General features: G+C 61.9%; 18 protein-coding genes. 6 read left to right on the plus strand and 12 right to left on the minus strand.

The genetic code is table 11. From position 1 onward, the window contains the following. Positions 1-173: 173 nt before the first annotated feature. The 4 genes from ACB039_RS00110 to rlmM are packed head-to-tail and all read left to right on the plus strand — an operon-like array spanning position 174 to position 3245. Entirely contained in the window at positions 174-1094 is a 921-nt protein-coding gene (locus ACB039_RS00110; protein WP_042649544.1) for a transcriptional regulator GcvA, read from the plus strand. 4 nt (positions 1095-1098) lie between these two features. Beyond that, positions 1099-1737: an alpha/beta family hydrolase gene (locus tag ACB039_RS00115; protein ID WP_371164890.1), complete on the plus strand. Its 639-nt coding sequence runs from the start codon at positions 1099-1101 to the stop codon at positions 1735-1737. 34 nt (positions 1738-1771) lie between these two features. Beyond that, positions 1772-2158, plus strand: a complete 387-nt coding sequence (locus tag ACB039_RS00120) for a DUF423 domain-containing protein (RefSeq protein WP_371164891.1) — start codon at positions 1772-1774, stop codon at positions 2156-2158. Continuing rightward, positions 2151-3245 carry a 23S rRNA (cytidine(2498)-2'-O)-methyltransferase RlmM gene (gene rlmM, locus ACB039_RS00125; RefSeq protein ID WP_025327941.1) on the plus strand — a complete coding sequence of 365 codons (1095 nt, stop codon included), beginning with the start codon at positions 2151-2153 and terminating at the stop codon, positions 3243-3245. The genes ACB039_RS00120 and rlmM overlap by 8 nt, the downstream gene beginning before the upstream one ends. Positions 3246-3327: 82 nt before the next feature. Here rlmM and ACB039_RS00130 read toward each other — a convergent pair whose 3' ends face one another. The 7 genes from ACB039_RS00130 to queF all read right to left on the minus strand — a co-directional run bounded on the left by ACB039_RS00130 (position 3328) and on the right by queF (position 12411). Continuing rightward, entirely contained in the window at positions 3328-3771 is a 444-nt protein-coding gene (locus tag ACB039_RS00130) for a hypothetical protein (RefSeq protein WP_043130933.1), read from the minus strand. A 119-nt stretch (positions 3772-3890) separates the two neighbouring features. After that, entirely contained in the window at positions 3891-4898 is a 1008-nt protein-coding gene (locus tag ACB039_RS00135; RefSeq protein WP_025327939.1) for an isocitrate dehydrogenase, read from the minus strand. A 142-nt stretch (positions 4899-5040) separates the two neighbouring features. Then, entirely contained in the window at positions 5041-5850 is an 810-nt protein-coding gene (xni, locus tag ACB039_RS00140; RefSeq protein WP_371164892.1) for a flap endonuclease Xni, read from the minus strand. A gap of 132 nt (positions 5851-5982) precedes the next feature. Next, complete coding sequence (ppnN, locus tag ACB039_RS00145) at positions 5983-7338, minus strand: nucleotide 5'-monophosphate nucleosidase PpnN (protein WP_041206266.1); 1356 nt, start codon at positions 7336-7338, stop codon at positions 5983-5985. A 158-nt stretch (positions 7339-7496) separates the two neighbouring features. Further along, positions 7497-9092 (minus strand): diguanylate cyclase, encoded by a 1596-nt coding sequence (locus tag ACB039_RS00150; protein WP_270823360.1) that lies wholly within the window; start codon positions 9090-9092, stop codon positions 7497-7499. Between the two features lie 85 nt (positions 9093-9177). Continuing rightward, positions 9178-11448 (minus strand): hypothetical protein, encoded by a 2271-nt coding sequence (locus ACB039_RS00155; RefSeq protein WP_226169959.1) that lies wholly within the window; start codon positions 11446-11448, stop codon positions 9178-9180. 114 nt (positions 11449-11562) lie between these two features. After that, positions 11563-12411 carry an NADPH-dependent 7-cyano-7-deazaguanine reductase QueF gene (gene queF / locus ACB039_RS00160; protein WP_371164893.1) on the minus strand — a complete coding sequence of 283 codons (849 nt, stop codon included), beginning with the start codon at positions 12409-12411 and terminating at the stop codon, positions 11563-11565. A 105-nt stretch (positions 12412-12516) separates the two neighbouring features. Here queF and syd point away from each other — a divergent pair, with 105 nt between their 5' ends. Next, entirely contained in the window at positions 12517-13065 is a 549-nt protein-coding gene (gene syd / locus ACB039_RS00165) for a SecY-interacting protein (protein WP_371164894.1), read from the plus strand. 91 nt (positions 13066-13156) lie between these two features. On the opposite strand, the gene ACB039_RS00170 is transcribed toward syd, so the two are convergent. The 5 genes from ACB039_RS00170 to ACB039_RS00190 all read right to left on the minus strand — a co-directional run bounded on the left by ACB039_RS00170 (position 13157) and on the right by ACB039_RS00190 (position 16138). Beyond that, on the minus strand, positions 13157-13942 hold the full coding sequence (locus ACB039_RS00170) for a Zn-ribbon-containing protein (RefSeq protein WP_268419500.1): 786 nt from the start codon (positions 13940-13942) through the stop codon (positions 13157-13159). A gap of 9 nt (positions 13943-13951) precedes the next feature. Next, the gene (locus ACB039_RS00175) at positions 13952-14248 is read right to left on the minus strand and encodes a hypothetical protein (protein WP_218409742.1); all 297 of its coding nucleotides are present in this window, start codon (positions 14246-14248) and stop codon (positions 13952-13954) included. Positions 14249-14439: 191 nt separating this feature from the next. Beyond that, positions 14440-14676 carry a DUF2789 domain-containing protein gene (locus ACB039_RS00180; protein WP_005330771.1) on the minus strand — a complete coding sequence of 79 codons (237 nt, stop codon included), beginning with the start codon at positions 14674-14676 and terminating at the stop codon, positions 14440-14442. A gap of 65 nt (positions 14677-14741) precedes the next feature. After that, the gene (locus ACB039_RS00185; RefSeq protein WP_041206263.1) at positions 14742-15038 is read right to left on the minus strand and encodes a DUF3301 domain-containing protein; all 297 of its coding nucleotides are present in this window, start codon (positions 15036-15038) and stop codon (positions 14742-14744) included. A 71-nt stretch (positions 15039-15109) separates the two neighbouring features. Beyond that, positions 15110-16138, minus strand: a complete 1029-nt coding sequence (locus ACB039_RS00190) for a DUF3549 family protein (RefSeq protein ID WP_371164895.1) — start codon at positions 16136-16138, stop codon at positions 15110-15112. Between the two features lie 212 nt (positions 16139-16350). Here ACB039_RS00190 and ACB039_RS00195 point away from each other — a divergent pair, with 212 nt between their 5' ends. Further along, positions 16351-16686 (plus strand): YqcC family protein, encoded by a 336-nt coding sequence (locus ACB039_RS00195; protein WP_106886065.1) that lies wholly within the window; start codon positions 16351-16353, stop codon positions 16684-16686. Positions 16687-16753 lie beyond the last annotated feature (67 nt).

Below are 16753 nucleotides of genomic sequence, written 5' to 3' on the forward strand. Positions count from 1 at the left end.
CACCACAACCGTTGTCGGCCCACTCACAAAAACCACATGTAAACCAACATGGAAGAGAAGGTGTGAGCCATATGGCAACGGATTGCGTGGCGAATTATGTTTATTCACTGGTCGACCCGCAACCGACAATTTATAATGCGCCCCATTAGAAAAACTCATCGTCGGCTGGTGTCATGTCTCGTCGTTTACCCCCGCTCAATGCCCTGAAGGCATTCGAAGCAGCGGCTCGCCACTTAAGCTTTACCCGCGCAGCAGAAGAGTTGTTTGTGACTCAGGCCGCCATCAGTCACCAGATCAAGGCGCTGGAGGAGTACCTCGGCATCAAGCTGTTCCGTCGCAAGAACCGCTCCCTGCTGCTGACCGAGGAGGGGCAGAGCTACTTCCTCGACATCAAGGACATCTTCGCCTCCATCTCCGAGGCCACCGACAAGCTGCTGGCCCGCAGCGCCAAGGGGGCGCTCACCGTCTCCCTGCAGCCGAGTTTCGCCATCCAGTGGCTGGTGCCCAGGCTGGTTAAGTTCAGCGAGCGCCACCCCGACATCGATGTGCGGATCAAGGCGGTGGACATGGACGAGGGATCCCTGACCGACGACGTGGACGTGGCCATCTACTACGGCCGTGGCAACTGGCCCGGACTGCGCTCTGACAAGTTGCACACCGAGTACCTGATCCCGGTCTGTTCACCGCTGCTGCTGACCGGCCCCAAGCCCCTGCGCACCCCTGAGGATCTGACCAGGCACACCCTGCTGCACGACACCTCCCGACGCGATTGGAAGGCCTGGTTCCGTCAGCTCGACATCGACGCCCCGAACGTCAACCAGGGGCCCATCTTCAGCCACTCCACCATGGTGATCCAGGCGGCGATCCACGGTCAGGGGGTGGCGCTCGGTCACAGCGTGCTGGCCCAGCCCGAGATCGAAGCGGGCCGCCTCATCTGCCCGTTCGAGCAGGTGCTGGTGAGCAAGAATGCCTTCTACCTGGTGTGCCAGGAGCAGCAGTCCGATCAGGGCAAGATAGTGGCCTTCCGCGACTGGATGCTGGAGCTGGTGGAGCAGGAGGAGGCCCGTCGCCGGGCCCGTCTCGCCGATGCCTGAGGGGATGGATGTGACAAGAGAGGGGGCGAGCGACGCCCCCGTTCGCATTCTGCTGGCCCACGGTGCGGGCGCCGGCATGGATCATGCCTTTCTCGCCGAGCTGTCGCGCCTGCTGGCGGGGCCGGACATCGAGGTGGTGCGCTTCAACTTCCCCTACATGAGCAAGCGGGCCCTGGATGGCAAGCGCAGGCCGCCGGACCGGCAGCCCGTGTTGCTGGCGCACTGGCGCGAGATGGTGCGCGCATTTGCCCATCCCCGCTTGTTCCTGGCAGGCAAGTCCATGGGGGGGCGGATGGCGGCCGAGCTCTATCATGAAGGGGGCGACGAGATGAATGCTGCAGGATTGCTCATTCTCGGGTATCCTTTCCACCCCCCGGCCAGCCCCGACCGCTGGCGGGGTGAGGTGCTCAAGCAGATCACGACGCCGACCCTGCTGCTGCAGGGGGAGCGCGACACCTTTGGCTCTCGCGCCGAGCTGGCCGATTTCCCCTTCTCCCCCGCCGTATCGGTCCACTGGCTGACCGATGGGGATCATGGCTTCAAGCCGAGGAAGGCCAGCGGTGTGAGCGAGCAGGAGAACCTGCGACAGGCTGCGGAGCGAATTAAGGGGTTTATCGCGGCGACTCCGTTCCGGTGCGTCTGAAGGGGTGGCCGCGCGCAGAGAACGAGGAGAGAGGATGCAAGTCCATCGACATTGGCTGGTGCTGGCGGGTTGCTTCGGCCTGACGGCCACCATGCTGGGAGCCTATGGGGCTCACGGGCTGGCGGCGACCGGTATACCCCCTTCACTGCTGGCGGCGTTCAACACCGCGGTGCAGTATCAGTTTTTTCACGCCCTGGCCCTGCTGGTGCTGGGGTGGTGCGGCGTGCGCAGCAAGGTGATTACCTTTGCAGGCACGGCCTTTGTGCTTGGGATCCTGGGATTCTCCGGCAGTATTTACGCCATGGTGCTGCTTGGCAGCAAGGGGCTGGGGCTTATCACCCCGGCCGGTGGCCTCTGTTTTATGTTGGGATGGGCGGCTCTGATATGGGCCGGCTGTCGTCTTGGAGGAAAAAATGAATAATCTGCTGCTTTATTGCCGCCCGGGTTTTGAGAAAGAGGCGGCGGCAGAGATCACCGAACGAGCCAGCAACATGCAGTGCTACGGCTTTGCCCGGGTCAAGGACGACAGCGGTTACGTGATTTTCGAGCTGTATGACGAGGAGCAGGCGGATCTGCTGGCCCGCAAGCTGCCGTTCCGTGAACTCATCTTCATCCGCCAGATGCTGGTGGTGACCCATGAGCTGAAGGATCTGGACCTCTCCGATCGGGTTTCCCCCATCATAGAGGCGACCCGTGACTATGCCATCTGTGGCGATCTGCGGGTGGAAACGGCCGATACCAACGAGGCGAAGGAGCTCTCTGCCTTCTGCCGCAAGTTCACGGTGCCGCTGCGCCAGGCGCTGCGCGGCAACGAGATCCTGACCAAGAAGGAGACGCCGCACCGTCCGGTGTTCCACGCCTTCTTCATGGCCAATGATCACCTGTTGCTGGGGTACTCCTACTCCTTCAACAACTCCGAATTCCACATGGGCATTCCGCGCCTGCGCTGCCCGCCGGACGCCCCGAGCCGCTCCAGCCTCAAGCTGGAAGAGGCCTTCTATGTGTTCGTGCCGCGGGAAGAGTGGGAGCTGCGTCTCACCTCCGGTATGAAGGCCGTTGATCTGGGCGCCTGCCCGGGCGGCTGGACCTATCAGCTGGTGCGCCGTGGCATGATGGTGACCGCGGTGGACAACGGCTCCATGGCCCAGTCCCTGATGGATACCGGTCAGGTCAAGCACATTCGCGATGACGGCTTCGTCTGGCGGCCAGGCAAGAAGAACACCTACTGGCTGGTATGCGACATGGTGGACAAGCCGGCGCGGGTGGTTCACATGATTGCCGACTGGTTCCGCGAGAACGACTGCCAGGAAGCCATGTTCAACCTCAAGCTGCCGATGAAGAAGCGCTATGCCGAGGCGGTGCACAACATAGAGGTGCTGCGGGAGATGCTCAAGGAGATCGACAATGCGTTCGTGATCCAGGCCAAGCAGCTCTACCACGATCGCGAAGAGATCACCGTGCACGTCTACAACAAGTTCTGGGTCTCCAAGCTCGAACCCAAGTCTTGATTCGGGCACCCGCGTCACCTGGTGTGACGCCAAAAAAACCGGACGGGGGTAGCCCCGTCCGGTTTTTGCTTTCTGGCGGCCCTCAGAAGCGGTAGTCGAAACGCATCATGGACTCGTCATTGGTGATCTTGAGCTCGACCTGAAGTGGAATGGTCTTGTCGGTGGGGTTGAACTGCATCTTGACGCCGTCACCCCGGAGTTTGACCGCCGTGTTGATACCGCCGGCATTGAACTTGATCCTGGGTTTGTGCTTTTCGAAGGAGAGGCTCACGCTCTTCTCGGCCGTCAGATTGAGTTTCTGGTAGGCCGTGATCCGCTGGGTGCCGTTGCTGTCGGTCATGATGTCCACGCCGAGGGAGAGCGGCTTGGGGCTCTTGAGCAGGTCGTTGGTATCTATGGTGGACCGCCAGGTCTGCTTGGCCGGTTGCTCGAACTGAGGGGGCGGTGTCAACCAGGCGTTGTCGATGGGCCTGTCTAATGCCATGGTACTGCTGCTGAAGATCAGCAAGATGAAGGTAGCACGCATAGTGGATCTCCTTATCCCTCATATGAACATAGTATTCATCTGACGAGGGAGGTAGGGGGATCCTGCATAAAACGAAGGGAGCCGAAGCTCCCTTTTTAAATCAATCAGTTAGATATGATTTATAGACGGTCTATGATGGCCTGGGTGAATTCGCTGGTGGAGGCCGTGCCCCCCAGATCCCGGGTCACCCGATCTCCGGATTCGATGGTCGCCCGTACTGCCTCGCGGATGCGTTCGGCCTTGTCCTGCATGCCGAGGTATTCCAGCATCTGGATGGAGGCGAGGATCACCGAGGTCGGGTTGGCGATGTTCTTGCCGGCGATGTCCGGCGCCGAGCCGTGTACCGCTTCGAAGATGGCGGCGCCCTCACCGATGTTGGCTCCTGGAGCCATGCCTAAGCCCCCCACCAGACCGGCGCAGAGATCCGAGAGGATGTCGCCGAACAGGTTGGTGGTGACCATCACATCGAACCGCTCCGGGTACATCACCAGGTTCATGCAGGCGGCGTCGACGATCATCTCTTCGTTCTGGATATCCGGATAGCGGGCAGCCACCTCGCGCGCCACTTCCAGGAACAGACCGGAGGTGGACTTGAGGATGTTGGCCTTGTGGATGATGGTGACCTTCTTGCGCCCTTCCTGGCGCGCCAGCTCGAAGGCGAAGGTGACGATGCGTTCGGCCCCGTCGCGGGTGATGATGCTCATTGCTTCGGCGCTCTGGTTGTCATCGCTGCGCTTCTGGCCGGCACCCGAGTACATACCCTCGGTGTTTTCACGCACCGTGATGATGTCGATGTTGTCGTAACGGCTCCTGGTGCCCTTGAAGGAGATCACCGGACGCACGTTGGCGTAGAGGTTGAACTTCTTGCGCAGGGAGACGTTGATGGAGGTGAAGCCGCCGCCGACCGGCGTGGTGAGGGGGCCCTTGAGGCTGACCTTGTTCTTCTCAATCAAATCGAGGGTGGACTGGGGCAGCAGCTCGCCGTGCTTCTCCAGCGCGACCAGACCGGCATCGGCATAGTCATAGTCAAAATCACAGCCGGCGTGGGTCAGGATCTGGATGGCGGATTCGATGATGCTGGGGCCTATGCCGTCGCCCGGAATGACGGTAATTTTTCTTTTTGACATGAGACGTATCCACTTCTAGGGAACAGAGGGGGAGGATTCGGCGGTTTTATACCATTTTTGCACCACTTCCTCCATGTTTCTTTACATTTTTCCCATTTATGTCAACAGGTACGGCCTGTTTCGGGGAATTGTGTGCCGGGGATCACGCCTCCGAATCGGGCTCGGGCGAGTAGCGGATCTCCCGCAGATTGAAACCGAGGGGGATGTCCTGCTGCAGCCGCACCAGCCGCTGGGCCAGCAGGGCATCCTCCCTGTGCTGGCGCAGCTTGAGCAGGGGTTTGGCCGCGCTCTCCTGCTCGCAGGCGTCCAGCATGGCGGCCAGACCGCCATATTGCTGCAACAGCTGGGTCGCCGTCTTTGGCCCTATGCCCGGCACGCCCTTGATATTGGAACCGCCAATGCCGGTCAGGGCCCAGAAGTCCACCAGCTGCGCAGGGGCGACGCCATATTGCTGCTGGACGAAGACCTCATCCAGCCAGCGCTTGTTGAAGTAATCTCGGACCCGGATCTGCGGGCAGATGAGCTGGCAGAAGCCCTTGTCGGTGGAGATGATGGTGGCCCTGGCACCGTGCTGGGCAATACCACTGGCCAGGGTGGCGATGAGATCGTCCGCCTCGTCGGTCTGGGAGAGCAGGGCATCCACACCGCACTCCCAGAAGGCGTCCTGCAAGTCGGCCAGCCCCTCCCTCAGCTCCTGTGGCATGGGGGTGCGCCCCTCCTTGTAGGCCGGATAGATCTCCTTGCGCCAGCTGTGCACCTCGCCGTCAAACACGGCGATGACATGGGTCGGCTCGCTGCCGGTCAGCAGTTTCTTGCAGGTATTGATGAGGTTGGCGCGGGTGGCGATCAGGGCCTGGGCCGGGGTCAGTGCCTGCTGGGCCTGCACCGCGTGCAGACGGCGGATGAGGTTGAGGGCATCGATGATGAGCAGGTGTGGCCTGAGGTGTTGCATGGCAGGGAGCACTCTTGTCGGTCGGGACGGCCCATTGTAACAAGGGATGGGCGTCATGCTAACCCCGGACGCCAGGGCCGGGAAGTGGAGGAGGGGCACTGGGCCCCTCCTGTCATCACGGGCGCTGCGCCCTTATTTCACGATTTCGTAGCAGGGGATGTACTGGCTGCCAGGCAGCTTCATCCGCTGCTGCCTGACGAAGCTCTCTAGCAGCCTGTCCATCAGGTGCATCAGCTCCTTGTCGCCGTGCAGCTTGAAGGGGCCCTTCTTCTCGATGGCGCGAATGCCTCCCTCCTTGACGTTGCCGGCGACGATGCCGGAGAAGGCGCGCCTCAGGTTGGCCGCCAGCAGTTGGGGCGGCTGGTTGCGGTGCAGATCCAGGCTCGCCATGCTGGCGTGATCCGGCTCGAACGGCAGCTGGAACTCCGGCTCTATGCGCAAGGACCAGTTGAAGGAGTAGGCATCCCCCACCGATTTTCGGTATTCGCGGATCTTCGGCATCGCTTCCTTCATCACGCGCGCCACTTCCGGGGCATCCCCGACGATGATGCGGTAGAGGCTGGTGGCCGGTTCACCCAGGGTGGCCTTGACGAAGTCGTCGATGGCGCGGAAGTAGTCGGCGCTCTCCTTCGGACCGGTCAGTATGATGGGCATGGGCTGCCGCTCGTTGGCCGGGTGCATCATGATGCCGAGCAGATAGAGCAGCTCCTCGGCAGTGCCGACCCCGCCCGGGAAGATGATGATGCCGTGTCCCAGACGCACGAAGGCCTCCAGTCGCTTCTCGATGTCCGGCAGTATCACCAGCTCGTTGACGATGGGGTTCGGCGGTTCGGCGGCGATGATGGAGGGTTCGGTGAGGCCGATGTAGCGGCCATTGCGCACCCGCTGCTTGGCATGGCCGACGGCGGCCCCCTTCATGGGCCCTTCCATGGCTCCAGGCCCGCAGCCGGTGCAGATGTTGAGCTCCCGCAGGCCCAGCTCGCTGCCCACGGCGCGAGTGTACTGGTACTCCACCTCGTTGATGGAGTGACCACCCCAGCAGACCACCAGGTTGGGGTCTGCCCCCGGCAGGATCGCTTTGGCGTTGCGCAGGATGGCGAACACAACGTTGGAGATGTGGGTGGAGTTGGTCAGGTTGACCAGGCGATTGGACTCCAGCTGGGTCGAGACATAGAGGATGTCGCGCAGCACGGAGAACAGGTGCTCCTGGATGCCGCGAATGATCTCGCCATCGACGAAGGCGTGCTCGGGGGCGTTGAACAGCTCGAGTTTGACCCCGCGCTCGCGCCGGATCACATGAATGTCGAAGGACTTGAAGCGCTCCAGTATCTCTTTGGAGCTGTCGGTGTGGCTGCCTGAGTTGAGCACCGCCAGCGAGCAGTTGCGAAACAGTTGATAGATATCGCTGGAGGCGGTCTGCTTGAGGCGATCCACCTCAAGTTGGGACAGCAGGTCCATGCTGCCCACGGGATTGATGTGTGTAATCATAATTTCCCCTTTCACTCGCTTGTTATCGTTGTGCTTTCCCTGGGGAGAAAACGGGATGCCATGGCATCCCTCGATTTCGATAGTAGAGGCAAGGGGTGGGGCAGGGGAATAGGGGAAAAGTGCGTTTGCCTGTTTTTTAGCCGTCGTTCAATCCGGATTCAGGCCAGATTGACCTGATCCCGGCCCAAGTTTTTGGAGCTGTAGAGCGCCTTGTCGGCGCGCTCGAATGCGTCCGTGGTATGGTCCCCTTCACGGAACAGGGTGGCGCCGATGGAGATGGTGATCTCGACCCTGGCATCCCGGAAGCGGAACGGAATGCTCTTGACCGTCTGGCGCAGGTTCTCCAGGGGTTTCTGGAACTTGTCCGGATTGATGTTCGGCAGCAACACCACGAACTCTTCCCCCCCGAAACGGGCGATGAAGTCGGTGTCGCGCAAGGCGTTCTGCAAGGCCTTGGCGACCACTTTCAATGCCTTGTCTCCGGCCATGTGACCGTAGTTGTCATTGATGTTCTTGAAGTGATCGATATCGATGATGGCCAGACACAGCGGGGTGCCGTAACGCAGCCAGCGCTTGTATTCGAGCTCGAGCCGCTCGTCGAGGGCCGCCCGGTTGTGCACCTGGGTCAGGCTGTCGAGAAACAGCTTGTGCTTCTGGATGGTGAGCCGCTTCTTGTACTCGGCCGTCTCCTCCTTCATCAGTCGCAGCTTGGCTTCCATGTTGGAGAGGTGGGTGAGCAGGTGACGCTCGCGGCTGGCCATGGCCTCCCGCTCCTGCTGCAGGCGACGGATGGTATCCAGGTGGCTGGAGATGGCTCCCTTGAGGGACAACGGGGAGTCATGGGTCGCCATGGTGCGATCGATGGCGGCGAGTTCCCGCTCCAGCGCCTGGCCGCTGAGGTGGGCGGCATTTTGCAGCGCCCGCCCCTCGTCCAGGGACTCGGTAAAGTTGAAATGTACCGCAGAGAGGCTCTCGTTGAGAGAGCTGAGGAAGGCCTGGGAGGATTTACGCTCCTCCCGGGTCCCTTCAATGATGAGTTCGATGATCTGCAGGCAGATCTCCGCCAGCAGGGGCGGCGTGATCCCTCCCAGCAGCTGGCGGCGGATGTCCGCCAGGCTCTCGCCCACGGAGCCGGCAAAGTCGAGCTCGGTGATGAGCCGCTGCAGCTCATCGGAGATCTGGGCGTGGGCCTTGATATCGAAAGAGTCGGTGGGCGCCGGGTTGGAGAGCTCGGTGGCCATCTCGGGGGCGAGCAGCGGCTGGCGTGGCAGCAGCTGGATCTTGATGGCCTGCTGGTAGAACTCCAGCAAGCGGATCACCTTCTTCTGGTGATCGCCGATGCCATAGCCCTCGGGGCTGGCGAGAAACTCCTTGAGGGTGCGACGGGTCTCTTCCGGAAAGCCCTTCAAGGACTTGAGCTGCTTGCTGCCCAGTTCGATGGCGGCCCGGGTCAGACTGATGGACTCCTCCATGGCGTGACCATGTTGCTGCAACAGCTTCTCGATGACCGCGAGGTCGGCGTCGAGCGATGACAGCGGGGGATTGCCATCGAGCTTCTGCTTGAGCTTGGCGAGTCGGTTGTCCAATTCACGATCGTGACCACGGCAGGCCTGCATCAGCTTGCCGATAAACTGGATGCTGCGGGTGCGTTCGGCATCGGAGAACGTGGCCATGCCATCGAGCTCCTGCTGTTTTTGCTGAAGGGATTCCCTGAGTCTTGCCAGTTGTCCTGTTACGGCAGCGATATCATTCATTGTTCAGGTCGCCCTGTTGTCATTATCGTTTTTGTGTCGTCCAGCAACAGTAAGCCAATGAAAGACCCCGTTGAGTACCTTGTTGTCATGGCTTATCCGGCGCTTTCGTCCGTGAAAGCAGAAGCCAATTAACCCATTGCTTTTCATGAGAAGAATTTACTTTTACCAGTCCCTTGTCAATTGCCATCAAGCAGCATTGCCACACATCGCCATTAAAAAATGCGGCCTGTTGGCAATCGATGGCCGCCAGCTCCAACCAGACGCTCTGCTGGTATTTTTCACTGAGTTGCATGGCCCCCGAAAGCGCCAGATAACAGAGGTCGAACAGGCCGTGATGGTCGAGGGCCATCGCCGCCTTGGGCAGGAAGGGATGGCTGACGATGCCGAGGCTGATGTGCCTGTCCAGCGGGTATTCGCAGGGGAAGGCGGCCAGGGTGTCCAGCAGCTCTTGCGCCAGCTGGTGCAGCTGGGCCACGTGGCGCTGGGGCACCACATAGAGCAGGTGTCCCTCGCGCAGATCGTAGATGCGGCCATCCTGGGGGGTCAGCTGATTGATATAGTGGCCGAAGGCCTGCTCAATCTCGCGGCTGACCTGATATCCATGCTGCTCCAGGTTGTTGACCAGGAAGGGTACCCGGAACAGCAGGTAGTGGAGCTTGTCGTCAAACTCGCTGGTGGGCCGCTCGCTCAGGTACCAGCGATCGGATTTTTGCTGACGCTTGGCCATCTCGCGAGGCCAGCGGCTCATCAGCCTCTGCCAGTTGGCCAGGCCGCTGCGCGGCTCGATGAGCAGGGCCTCGCCCAGCTGTCTGGCATTGAGGCGGGCGACCCGCAGCTTGAGCCAGAGGGTGAAGAACAGGTAGATGAACAGAACCAGCAGCAGGCCCGTGCTGACGCTGGTCCAGAGATAGCGCTCCTGCTGATGCCGGCTCTGGTCGAGGCGCTGCTCCAGCTCCTTGACCTGCTGGGCGCGTTCCACCTGGGCGTAGTTGTCGCGGACCGCCTCCTGCTCCAGATCGAGCTGCTGCTGGCGGACCAGCTCGCTGCGCTGGTGATAATTCTTGTAGCTCTCGAGGGCCTGCTGGAGGTAGCCCTTCTGCTCGTAGGCGATGGCGAGCAGCCGGAAGATTTCAAACTGGCGGCGGATGTCGCCAAGCCGGTTGGCCAGGGTCAGGGCATTCTCCAGCTGCAGGATGGCGATGCCCGCCTCCTGCTGCTTGAGGTGCAGCTCGCCGAGCAGCAACAGGGTGTCGATCAGTGACTCCTTGTCGTCTCCCAGCTCGTGTGACTGGCGCGCCGCGTTGAGGTAGTTGCGGGCCAGGGTCAGGTTGCCGGTCTGCAGATAGGTCTTGCCTATCTCGAACTTGAGGTGGGCGATGCGGGTGCGGTTGTTGCCCTCGTCCAGCAGATCCAGGGCGTTGAAGAAGTAGACCAGCGCCATGTTCATCTCCCTCTGATCCCGGTTGAGGCGGGCGAGCACGATCAGGGCATCGCTCAGCAGGGAGGGGTTGCCGAGGGCATGGAAGTAGTTGGCCGCCTCGTTGGCATACTGCAGCGCCTTTTGCGGCTCCTGCTCCGCCTGATAGAGGCTGATCATCTGGTTCGACAGCAGACCGAGGAACAGGGGATCCTGCAGATTCTTGGCCTGCTGCTGGGCATCGATATACTCCCCGAGGGCGAGTTGGGGCTGCCCGAGCGCCTGATAGAGGTCCCCTCCCACGGCGCTGACCCAGGCCCTGGCCAGGGGATTCTTGGCCTGCTCTGCCCATTGACGCGCCTCGGTCAGCTGGCGTTTGGCCAGATCGAACTGCCGTTCCTCCATGCTGGCGTTAACGTGCAACAGGCGGCTGTAGACCTGCAACTGGCTCTCTTTGAGGCCGGGGTTGGTCAGCAGTTTGTCAAGCTGTTCGAGCGCCATCGTGCTGGCGCCAGGGGCATGCTCCTGCATCTCCCTGCTGCGGATCTTGAGGTAGAGACCATGGGCCTGCAGCTCGAACTGCTGCTCCTTCTCGGCCATGGCGATGCCCTTGTCGAAGGCGTCCTGGGCCGGCTGGCGCTGTCCCAGCTGTTGCAGGCACTCGCCCTGAAGCAGGTAGGCCCCCGTGGTCTGGGTCGCAGTGCCATAGCTCAGGATCGGCTCCCGATAGCCGTACTCCTGACGGTTGCTGATGATCTGCTTGGGGTTGTTGGCCGTGCGTTCGAGGAAGGAGGTGGCAATCTGGACACATCTGGCGGGATCGCTCAGCACCAGGGTCTGTGCCTGCTGCAGATCGATAGACAACTGCTCCTTGGCCAGATCCAGATCCGGAGCCGACAGGGAGGACATCATCATTGCCAGAAAAAACAGTTGATTCATTGGATTAAGAACGGCACGGAGGTGCAGGCATGTTATCCAAGCCCACCCCCGCCCGTCCAGAGTTCATTGCTGACATGAGTGATGGGCCTGATCCCCCGGCTTGTGGCGCCGGGGTTACTGGCGGATGAGGCGCAGGTTGGCGGGCACGGGTTCCCAGTCACTGCGGAAGGGGTTGATGTCCAGGCCCCCGCGGCGAGTATAGCGGGCATAGACGGTCAGCTGCTGCGGGGCGCAGAAGTGCTTGAGGTCGATGAAGATGCGCTCTATGCACTGCTCGTGGAACTCGTTGTGCTGACGGAAGGAGATGAGATAGCGCAGCAGCTTCTCCCGATTGAGGCGCGGGCCGCGGTAGTGGATCACCAGGGATCCCCAATCCGGCTGGCTGGTGACCAGGCAGTTGGACTTGAGCAGATGGCTGTGCAGTGTCTCCTCCACTATGTCCGCCTCTGCGGCCCCTTGCAGCAGGGTCTGGTCAAACTCGTAGCGGTCGATCTCGATGTCCTGCTCGTCGATGCACTCGCCCGGTAGCAGCGCTATCTGGTGAGGGGCCTGATCGAGGGGGAACAGGGTGACGCTCACCTCAGCTCCGGCGCAGGCGCTCAGGTCTTTGGCCAGCAGTGCCTGCACCGCTTCCAGGGAGTCGCAACGGGTCTGGTTGAAGGAGTTGAGGTAGAGCTTGAACGACTTGGATTCGATGAGGTTAGGGCTGGTGGCGGGCACGGCCACTTCGCCGAGCGCAACCACGGGCTTGCCCTTGGCATTGAGCCAGGAGAGTTCGTACAGGGTCCAGACGTCGCAGCCCTGAAAGGGCAGCGTCTCGCCAAGGCCGAGATCGTCGCGATTCAGACTGCGTGGCACGGGTTGCAGCAGGGACGGGGTGTACTGGCTGATGTAGGCAGACTGCTGCCCCAGGCTCAGGCCCTGCAACGCGCTGGCGCCTGCGTATCTCTCTTGTTTGCTCATGCTTGTGTGCTCACGCTTGTCTGATAAAGGGTTTGATGGTGCAATGCCCGGATTTTTCGGTCAGGTTCTTGCGGCGATCAGAGGCCGCTATTGTGGGGAATATCGATGTCGGATCAAGTCCTGTCTGCCCTGGAGCAGTTCTTTTTACGCTGGCAGCGCGATGGCGAGGCGAGGCGAGGGCTGCCTCTGTGCGAGTGGGAGGCCGACTGGCGCTCACCTTGCGAGCTGGATGAGCCCAGAGAGGGGCGGGTGGCCTGGCGTCCGTACCGTCGCCCTGTGCCTGCCGACTTTGCGGCCATGGCCGATGCCCTCGAACTGACCCTGCACCCGAGCGCCCTTGCCCTGTTTGGCCACTGGTTCAGCCGCCCGCTTCCCTGCTCCTACAAGGGGCTGCGCATCGAGCTCATACTGCCGTGGAACGAGGTCGATCTGGATCTGCTCAAGGAGAACCTCATCGGCCACCTGCTGATGCTGCGCAAACTCAAACGCACGCCGTCGCTCTTCATCGCCACCACCCGCAACGAGATGACGCTGGTGTCGCTCGATAACGAGAGCGGCCAGGTGTGGCTGGAGTGGCTGGATTCTGGTCGCCGTCTGGTGCTGGCCCCCTCCCTGCCGGCCTTCCTCGCACGGCTGGAAACCTTGCCGCAGTAAGCGGACCGTTTTTCGCTCGCCCAGTATTAAAGAGAAGGGCCTTGCCATCTGGCAAGGCCCTTCTTTCATGGGGGGAACAGCGCAGGTGGAGCTAGTCCTTGAAGTCCCAGGAGAGGTTGGAGACCAACCGGCAGGGATCGCACTTGAAGTCGAAAATCTCGTGCAATGGCGCTGCCAGTGCCCACTCGCCGCCGCAGCTCGGACAAGGGCGGGCTTTCTCCTCGGCCGCGCTCAGGCCGCCCACCCGATACAGATAGTAGTAAGTCGGGATCCCGCAGAGCCCCTCCAGCCGTCTGGCCAGGTCGCTGCCCCGGCGCTGCAGGCGGCTGCCCACCTCGCTGATCTCGTGCAGTACCGCGTGCTCGGCGATGGAGCCGTTCATCTGCAACTGATCGCAGGCCTCCCAATCCTCCTGCCACTTGATGATCTGCTTGTGGTCACCGTTGGCGATGGCGGGCAGGCGGTAGAGCGGAATGGGGGCGAAATGATCGCCGCAGCGCAAGGGAGAGCACGTGTGCACAAAGCTGGTGTAGAGCAGCATCCAGCTCGGCCGCTCACCCTCCTGGCCGCAAGGATCCGTACTGTCGGAGAGCAGATCCATGCCGAGCAGCTGGGGCTTGGGGGCCAGCAGCCCCGCCTGGTGCAGGCCCTGTTCGGCCAACGCGACCTGCTCGCTCTGGTTGTCCGGGTGCAGGCTGTCCTGCTCCGGGCAGACCACCCGAGTGACAAAGCCGCCATCCTGCATGCTGGTGGGAAACTCCCTCCCCAGGATCTGCCCCTGGTAGCGCAGCATGTCGAGGTAGTTGACGATAGCCGGCTCGGCCTCGCCGAGGGAGGTGTCACGGTAGCATTCAAAGTTGAGTTCGAGGATATACATGGGGAGGCATCAATCCTGCTGCTGTTTGAGCAGCAGGGCGGTCAGGCGATCGACCTTCTGCTCGAGGCGATTGAGCTGCTCGCCCAGTTGTTGCAAATCGATGGCCTGTGCCGGGGCTGCAACGGCGGGTGCGCTGGCCGGGACCGGGTCTGCCGACTGGGGTTGTTGCTTCCACTGGCTCAACACCTTGAGCAGCTCGGCCATGGGCACGGGGTGACTGAGGCGGGCCTTGACCATGGCGGTGGAGGGGGTGATCCCCCTGGCACTCAGTTCGTTGGCTATCTGGATGATCTCTTGGGCTGACATCTTGGCTCCTGCGCGGCGCTCTTGCTGCTTGCGGATGGTGGCACAGAGCTTAATCAAAGCCTGCCCATCAGGAAAGCGGTGCTAAGGGGGGAGGCTTAGTTTGTTGAGGTGGGGAAGCCAGGGGGGTGAGACGTGACTGGTGGCACAGAGCTCACACCCCGGCCCTCGGGAAAGCGGGGACGCGGGCCGGCTCAGCTTGCCTGGCGCAGCATCACATCCAGTTGATCGATGGCTTCGGACCAGTCGGAGTCGTTCCAGAGCGCGTCACGCAGGAACACGGCCTGGGAGGGGCTCCAGAAGCTGGCCTCCGGCAGCAGGGTCTGATTGTCCAGAGGGTGCTCGCGGATAAAGCGGTGCAGGCTTATCTCGTCATTGGCCAGGCCCAGCTGGGCGAAGAGGGCAGGCATGTCATGGGTCAGCAATTCCATCTCGAGTCTCCTTGAAGGGCGATTGTCGAGAATTATAGCCAGTCGCCACGGCCTTGCCCCATGGGCTAGGAGGGGAGGCGATGGGGTGGCAGCTCGACCCCGGCGACATGCAGGCCCTGCATGCAGAGCTGGCCCTGGTAATGGCTCTCCCCGTCGCTGGAGAACTCGAACTGGTAATAGGTCAGCAGGCGCAGGGGTTTGTGCCCCAGGGCGCGATGGGTGCGGGCCAGCGACAGCAGTTGCAGATCGTGATGCTGGCAGTAGCGCCGCATGTATTGCCAGGCCAGCTCCGCCTGGCGGCGTTGTTGCCAGAAGGCCCAGCCGACGACGCCAAGCAGCAAGATTCCAAGCATTTCTCCCATCAGCGGGTTCCTTCTGTGATGTATGGCCTGGGCCGTGCTTCCCGGGGAAAGCACGGCCGCACCGAGAGTGGTTATACCGAGGCGAACAGTCGGCCTATGGCCTGGCCGAGGGCCTCGCTGCGCTCGGGGTCACGCAGTCTTGCCAGCATATCATTGCGCAGGGCGGGCAGTGTCACCAGCTCGGCAAAGACCTGATTGAAGAACTGGGTGGGCTGCAGGGCGAGCTGCTCCAGAAACAGTCCGAGCAGCTCGGGTTTTTTCAGATCGGGCCACAGGCGGCCTGCGATGGCGAGCAGCAGAGCCGGGCTCGGCCGGGTGTGCAACAGGGTCAGCAGCTTGTTGCTGCGCAACGCATTGCCGGAGCAGGAGGCCAGCGCCCGGCACAGGTAGGCGAGGGTCTCGGCATTGGGTTCGGCGCACTCCTGCTCCTTGCCGATACGCTCGAGCAGGGCACCTTGCAGCGCCGGGGGCAGGGGGGCGTTTTCCAGGCTCTGGCACAAGGCGTAGAGCGGCTCCAGAGGCAACTTGGGCAGCGCCTTGCACACCAGGGCCAGATTGCGTTCATCCTGCAGTCGCTCCGCCAGATCGGCGAAGCCTTGCAACCCCAAGGCCTGCCACCCCTCTTCCCCTGGCGCCGCCAGGTAGTGGCAGAGGGCCTCGTAGTAGGCGGAAGGGGCCTGCTCCAGCTGACGTGCCAGCTTGGCATGCAGGCTGGCCATCTTGGCCTCGGCCGGTCGGAAGGTGTAGGGGTTGTCGGCCAGTCGCTGTGCCTTCTCCTCGTCCAGATCGCCGGTGAGCTTGTAACCCAGGGTTTCGACCACCTGATCCATGAAGTGCTTGGGGCCGCTGGCGATGAGCAGGCCATGCTCGTCGAGGGCAAACTTGAGGAACCAGAGGTAGTGCCTGGATTCCGCTGGCTGGAAGAAGTGCACACCGAGCCAGGCATGCTGTTGCAGTGGCCAGGGGTAGGGTTCCTGCTGCTGTTCGATGCGAGCGAAGAGATCGCTCGCCAGCGGGCGCACCTGGCGGCCCATGTCGAACAGCTGGAACTGGGTCTCGGCCTGGGTCAGAAATTCGGTCAGGGTATTGATGGCAGACATGAGGGCATCCGGCTAAATGTGATGCGGGCGATTATAAGGAGGCTGCATCAGATAGCCAGTGGCTCAGGTGCGGGCCATGAAAGTGATGGCGGCATGGCAGCCACCCCGGGGGCGGTGTATAGTAACGCCCCTTTTTGGTACGCGTGTTTGAAGAAGGCGGCCTCCCTGCCCCCTGGCAGCGGGATGACCGTCGAGACGAGGAAGAGGACGAGATGAATCAATATTTGCTGGTCGCCGGTCTGCTGGGTGAACTCACCGCCGAGTTGCAACGCCTCGAACGCTGGCAAGCCGAGCATCCGGGGGCCGAGGCGCTGGCGAGCGAGCTGCCGTTTTGCGTCGATACCCTGAGCTTCGATCAATGGTTGCAGTTCGTGCTGATACCGCGCATGGAGCAGCTAGTGCTGCTGCAGGCCCCGCTGCCCACTAGCGTATCCCTCTATCCCATGGCGAGCGAAGTCTACAAGGACGAACTGGCCGAGGTGGCCGGGTTGCTGCGCCTCATCGGTCGTTTCGATCTGCTGCTGACCGGAAAAGTGGTGGAGCAATGATCACTACCCTGCCTGCCCAGTCACGGCACCTGGCCGCGGCGCGCTGCATTGACGATACCCGGGTGGT

This window comes from Aeromonas sp. S2(2024) (assembly GCF_041402505.1).
Lineage (GTDB): Bacteria > Pseudomonadota > Gammaproteobacteria > Enterobacterales > Aeromonadaceae > Aeromonas > Aeromonas media.

Coding starts and splice junctions, on each gene's coding strand:
- ACB039_RS00195 (WP_106886065.1), top strand. CDS start 16,351: ATGAATCAATATTTGCTGGTCGCCGGTCTGCTGGGTGAACTCACCGCC.
- ACB039_RS00175 (WP_218409742.1), bottom strand. CDS start 14,248: ATGTCAGCCCAAGAGATCATCCAGATAGCCAACGAACTGAGTGCCAGG.
- ACB039_RS00115 (WP_371164890.1), top strand. CDS start 1,099: ATGGATGTGACAAGAGAGGGGGCGAGCGACGCCCCCGTTCGCATTCTG.
- ACB039_RS00120 (WP_371164891.1), top strand. CDS start 1,772: ATGCAAGTCCATCGACATTGGCTGGTGCTGGCGGGTTGCTTCGGCCTG.
- ACB039_RS00190 (WP_371164895.1), bottom strand. CDS start 16,138: ATGTCTGCCATCAATACCCTGACCGAATTTCTGACCCAGGCCGAGACC.
- ACB039_RS00135 (WP_025327939.1), bottom strand. CDS start 4,898: ATGTCAAAAAGAAAAATTACCGTCATTCCGGGCGACGGCATAGGCCCC.
- syd (WP_371164894.1), top strand. CDS start 12,517: ATGTCGGATCAAGTCCTGTCTGCCCTGGAGCAGTTCTTTTTACGCTGG.
- ACB039_RS00155 (WP_226169959.1), bottom strand. CDS start 11,448: ATGAATCAACTGTTTTTTCTGGCAATGATGATGTCCTCCCTGTCGGCT.
- queF (WP_371164893.1), bottom strand. CDS start 12,411: ATGAGCAAACAAGAGAGATACGCAGGCGCCAGCGCGTTGCAGGGCCTG.
- xni (WP_371164892.1), bottom strand. CDS start 5,850: ATGCAACACCTCAGGCCACACCTGCTCATCATCGATGCCCTCAACCTC.
- ACB039_RS00170 (WP_268419500.1), bottom strand. CDS start 13,942: ATGTATATCCTCGAACTCAACTTTGAATGCTACCGTGACACCTCCCTC.
- ACB039_RS00150 (WP_270823360.1), bottom strand. CDS start 9,092: ATGAATGATATCGCTGCCGTAACAGGACAACTGGCAAGACTCAGGGAA.
- ppnN (WP_041206266.1), bottom strand. CDS start 7,338: ATGATTACACACATCAATCCCGTGGGCAGCATGGACCTGCTGTCCCAA.
- ACB039_RS00130 (WP_043130933.1), bottom strand. CDS start 3,771: ATGCGTGCTACCTTCATCTTGCTGATCTTCAGCAGCAGTACCATGGCA.
- ACB039_RS00185 (WP_041206263.1), bottom strand. CDS start 15,038: ATGGGAGAAATGCTTGGAATCTTGCTGCTTGGCGTCGTCGGCTGGGCC.
- ACB039_RS00110 (WP_042649544.1), top strand. CDS start 174: ATGTCTCGTCGTTTACCCCCGCTCAATGCCCTGAAGGCATTCGAAGCA.
- ACB039_RS00180 (WP_005330771.1), bottom strand. CDS start 14,676: ATGGAATTGCTGACCCATGACATGCCTGCCCTCTTCGCCCAGCTGGGC.
- rlmM (WP_025327941.1), top strand. CDS start 2,151: ATGAATAATCTGCTGCTTTATTGCCGCCCGGGTTTTGAGAAAGAGGCG.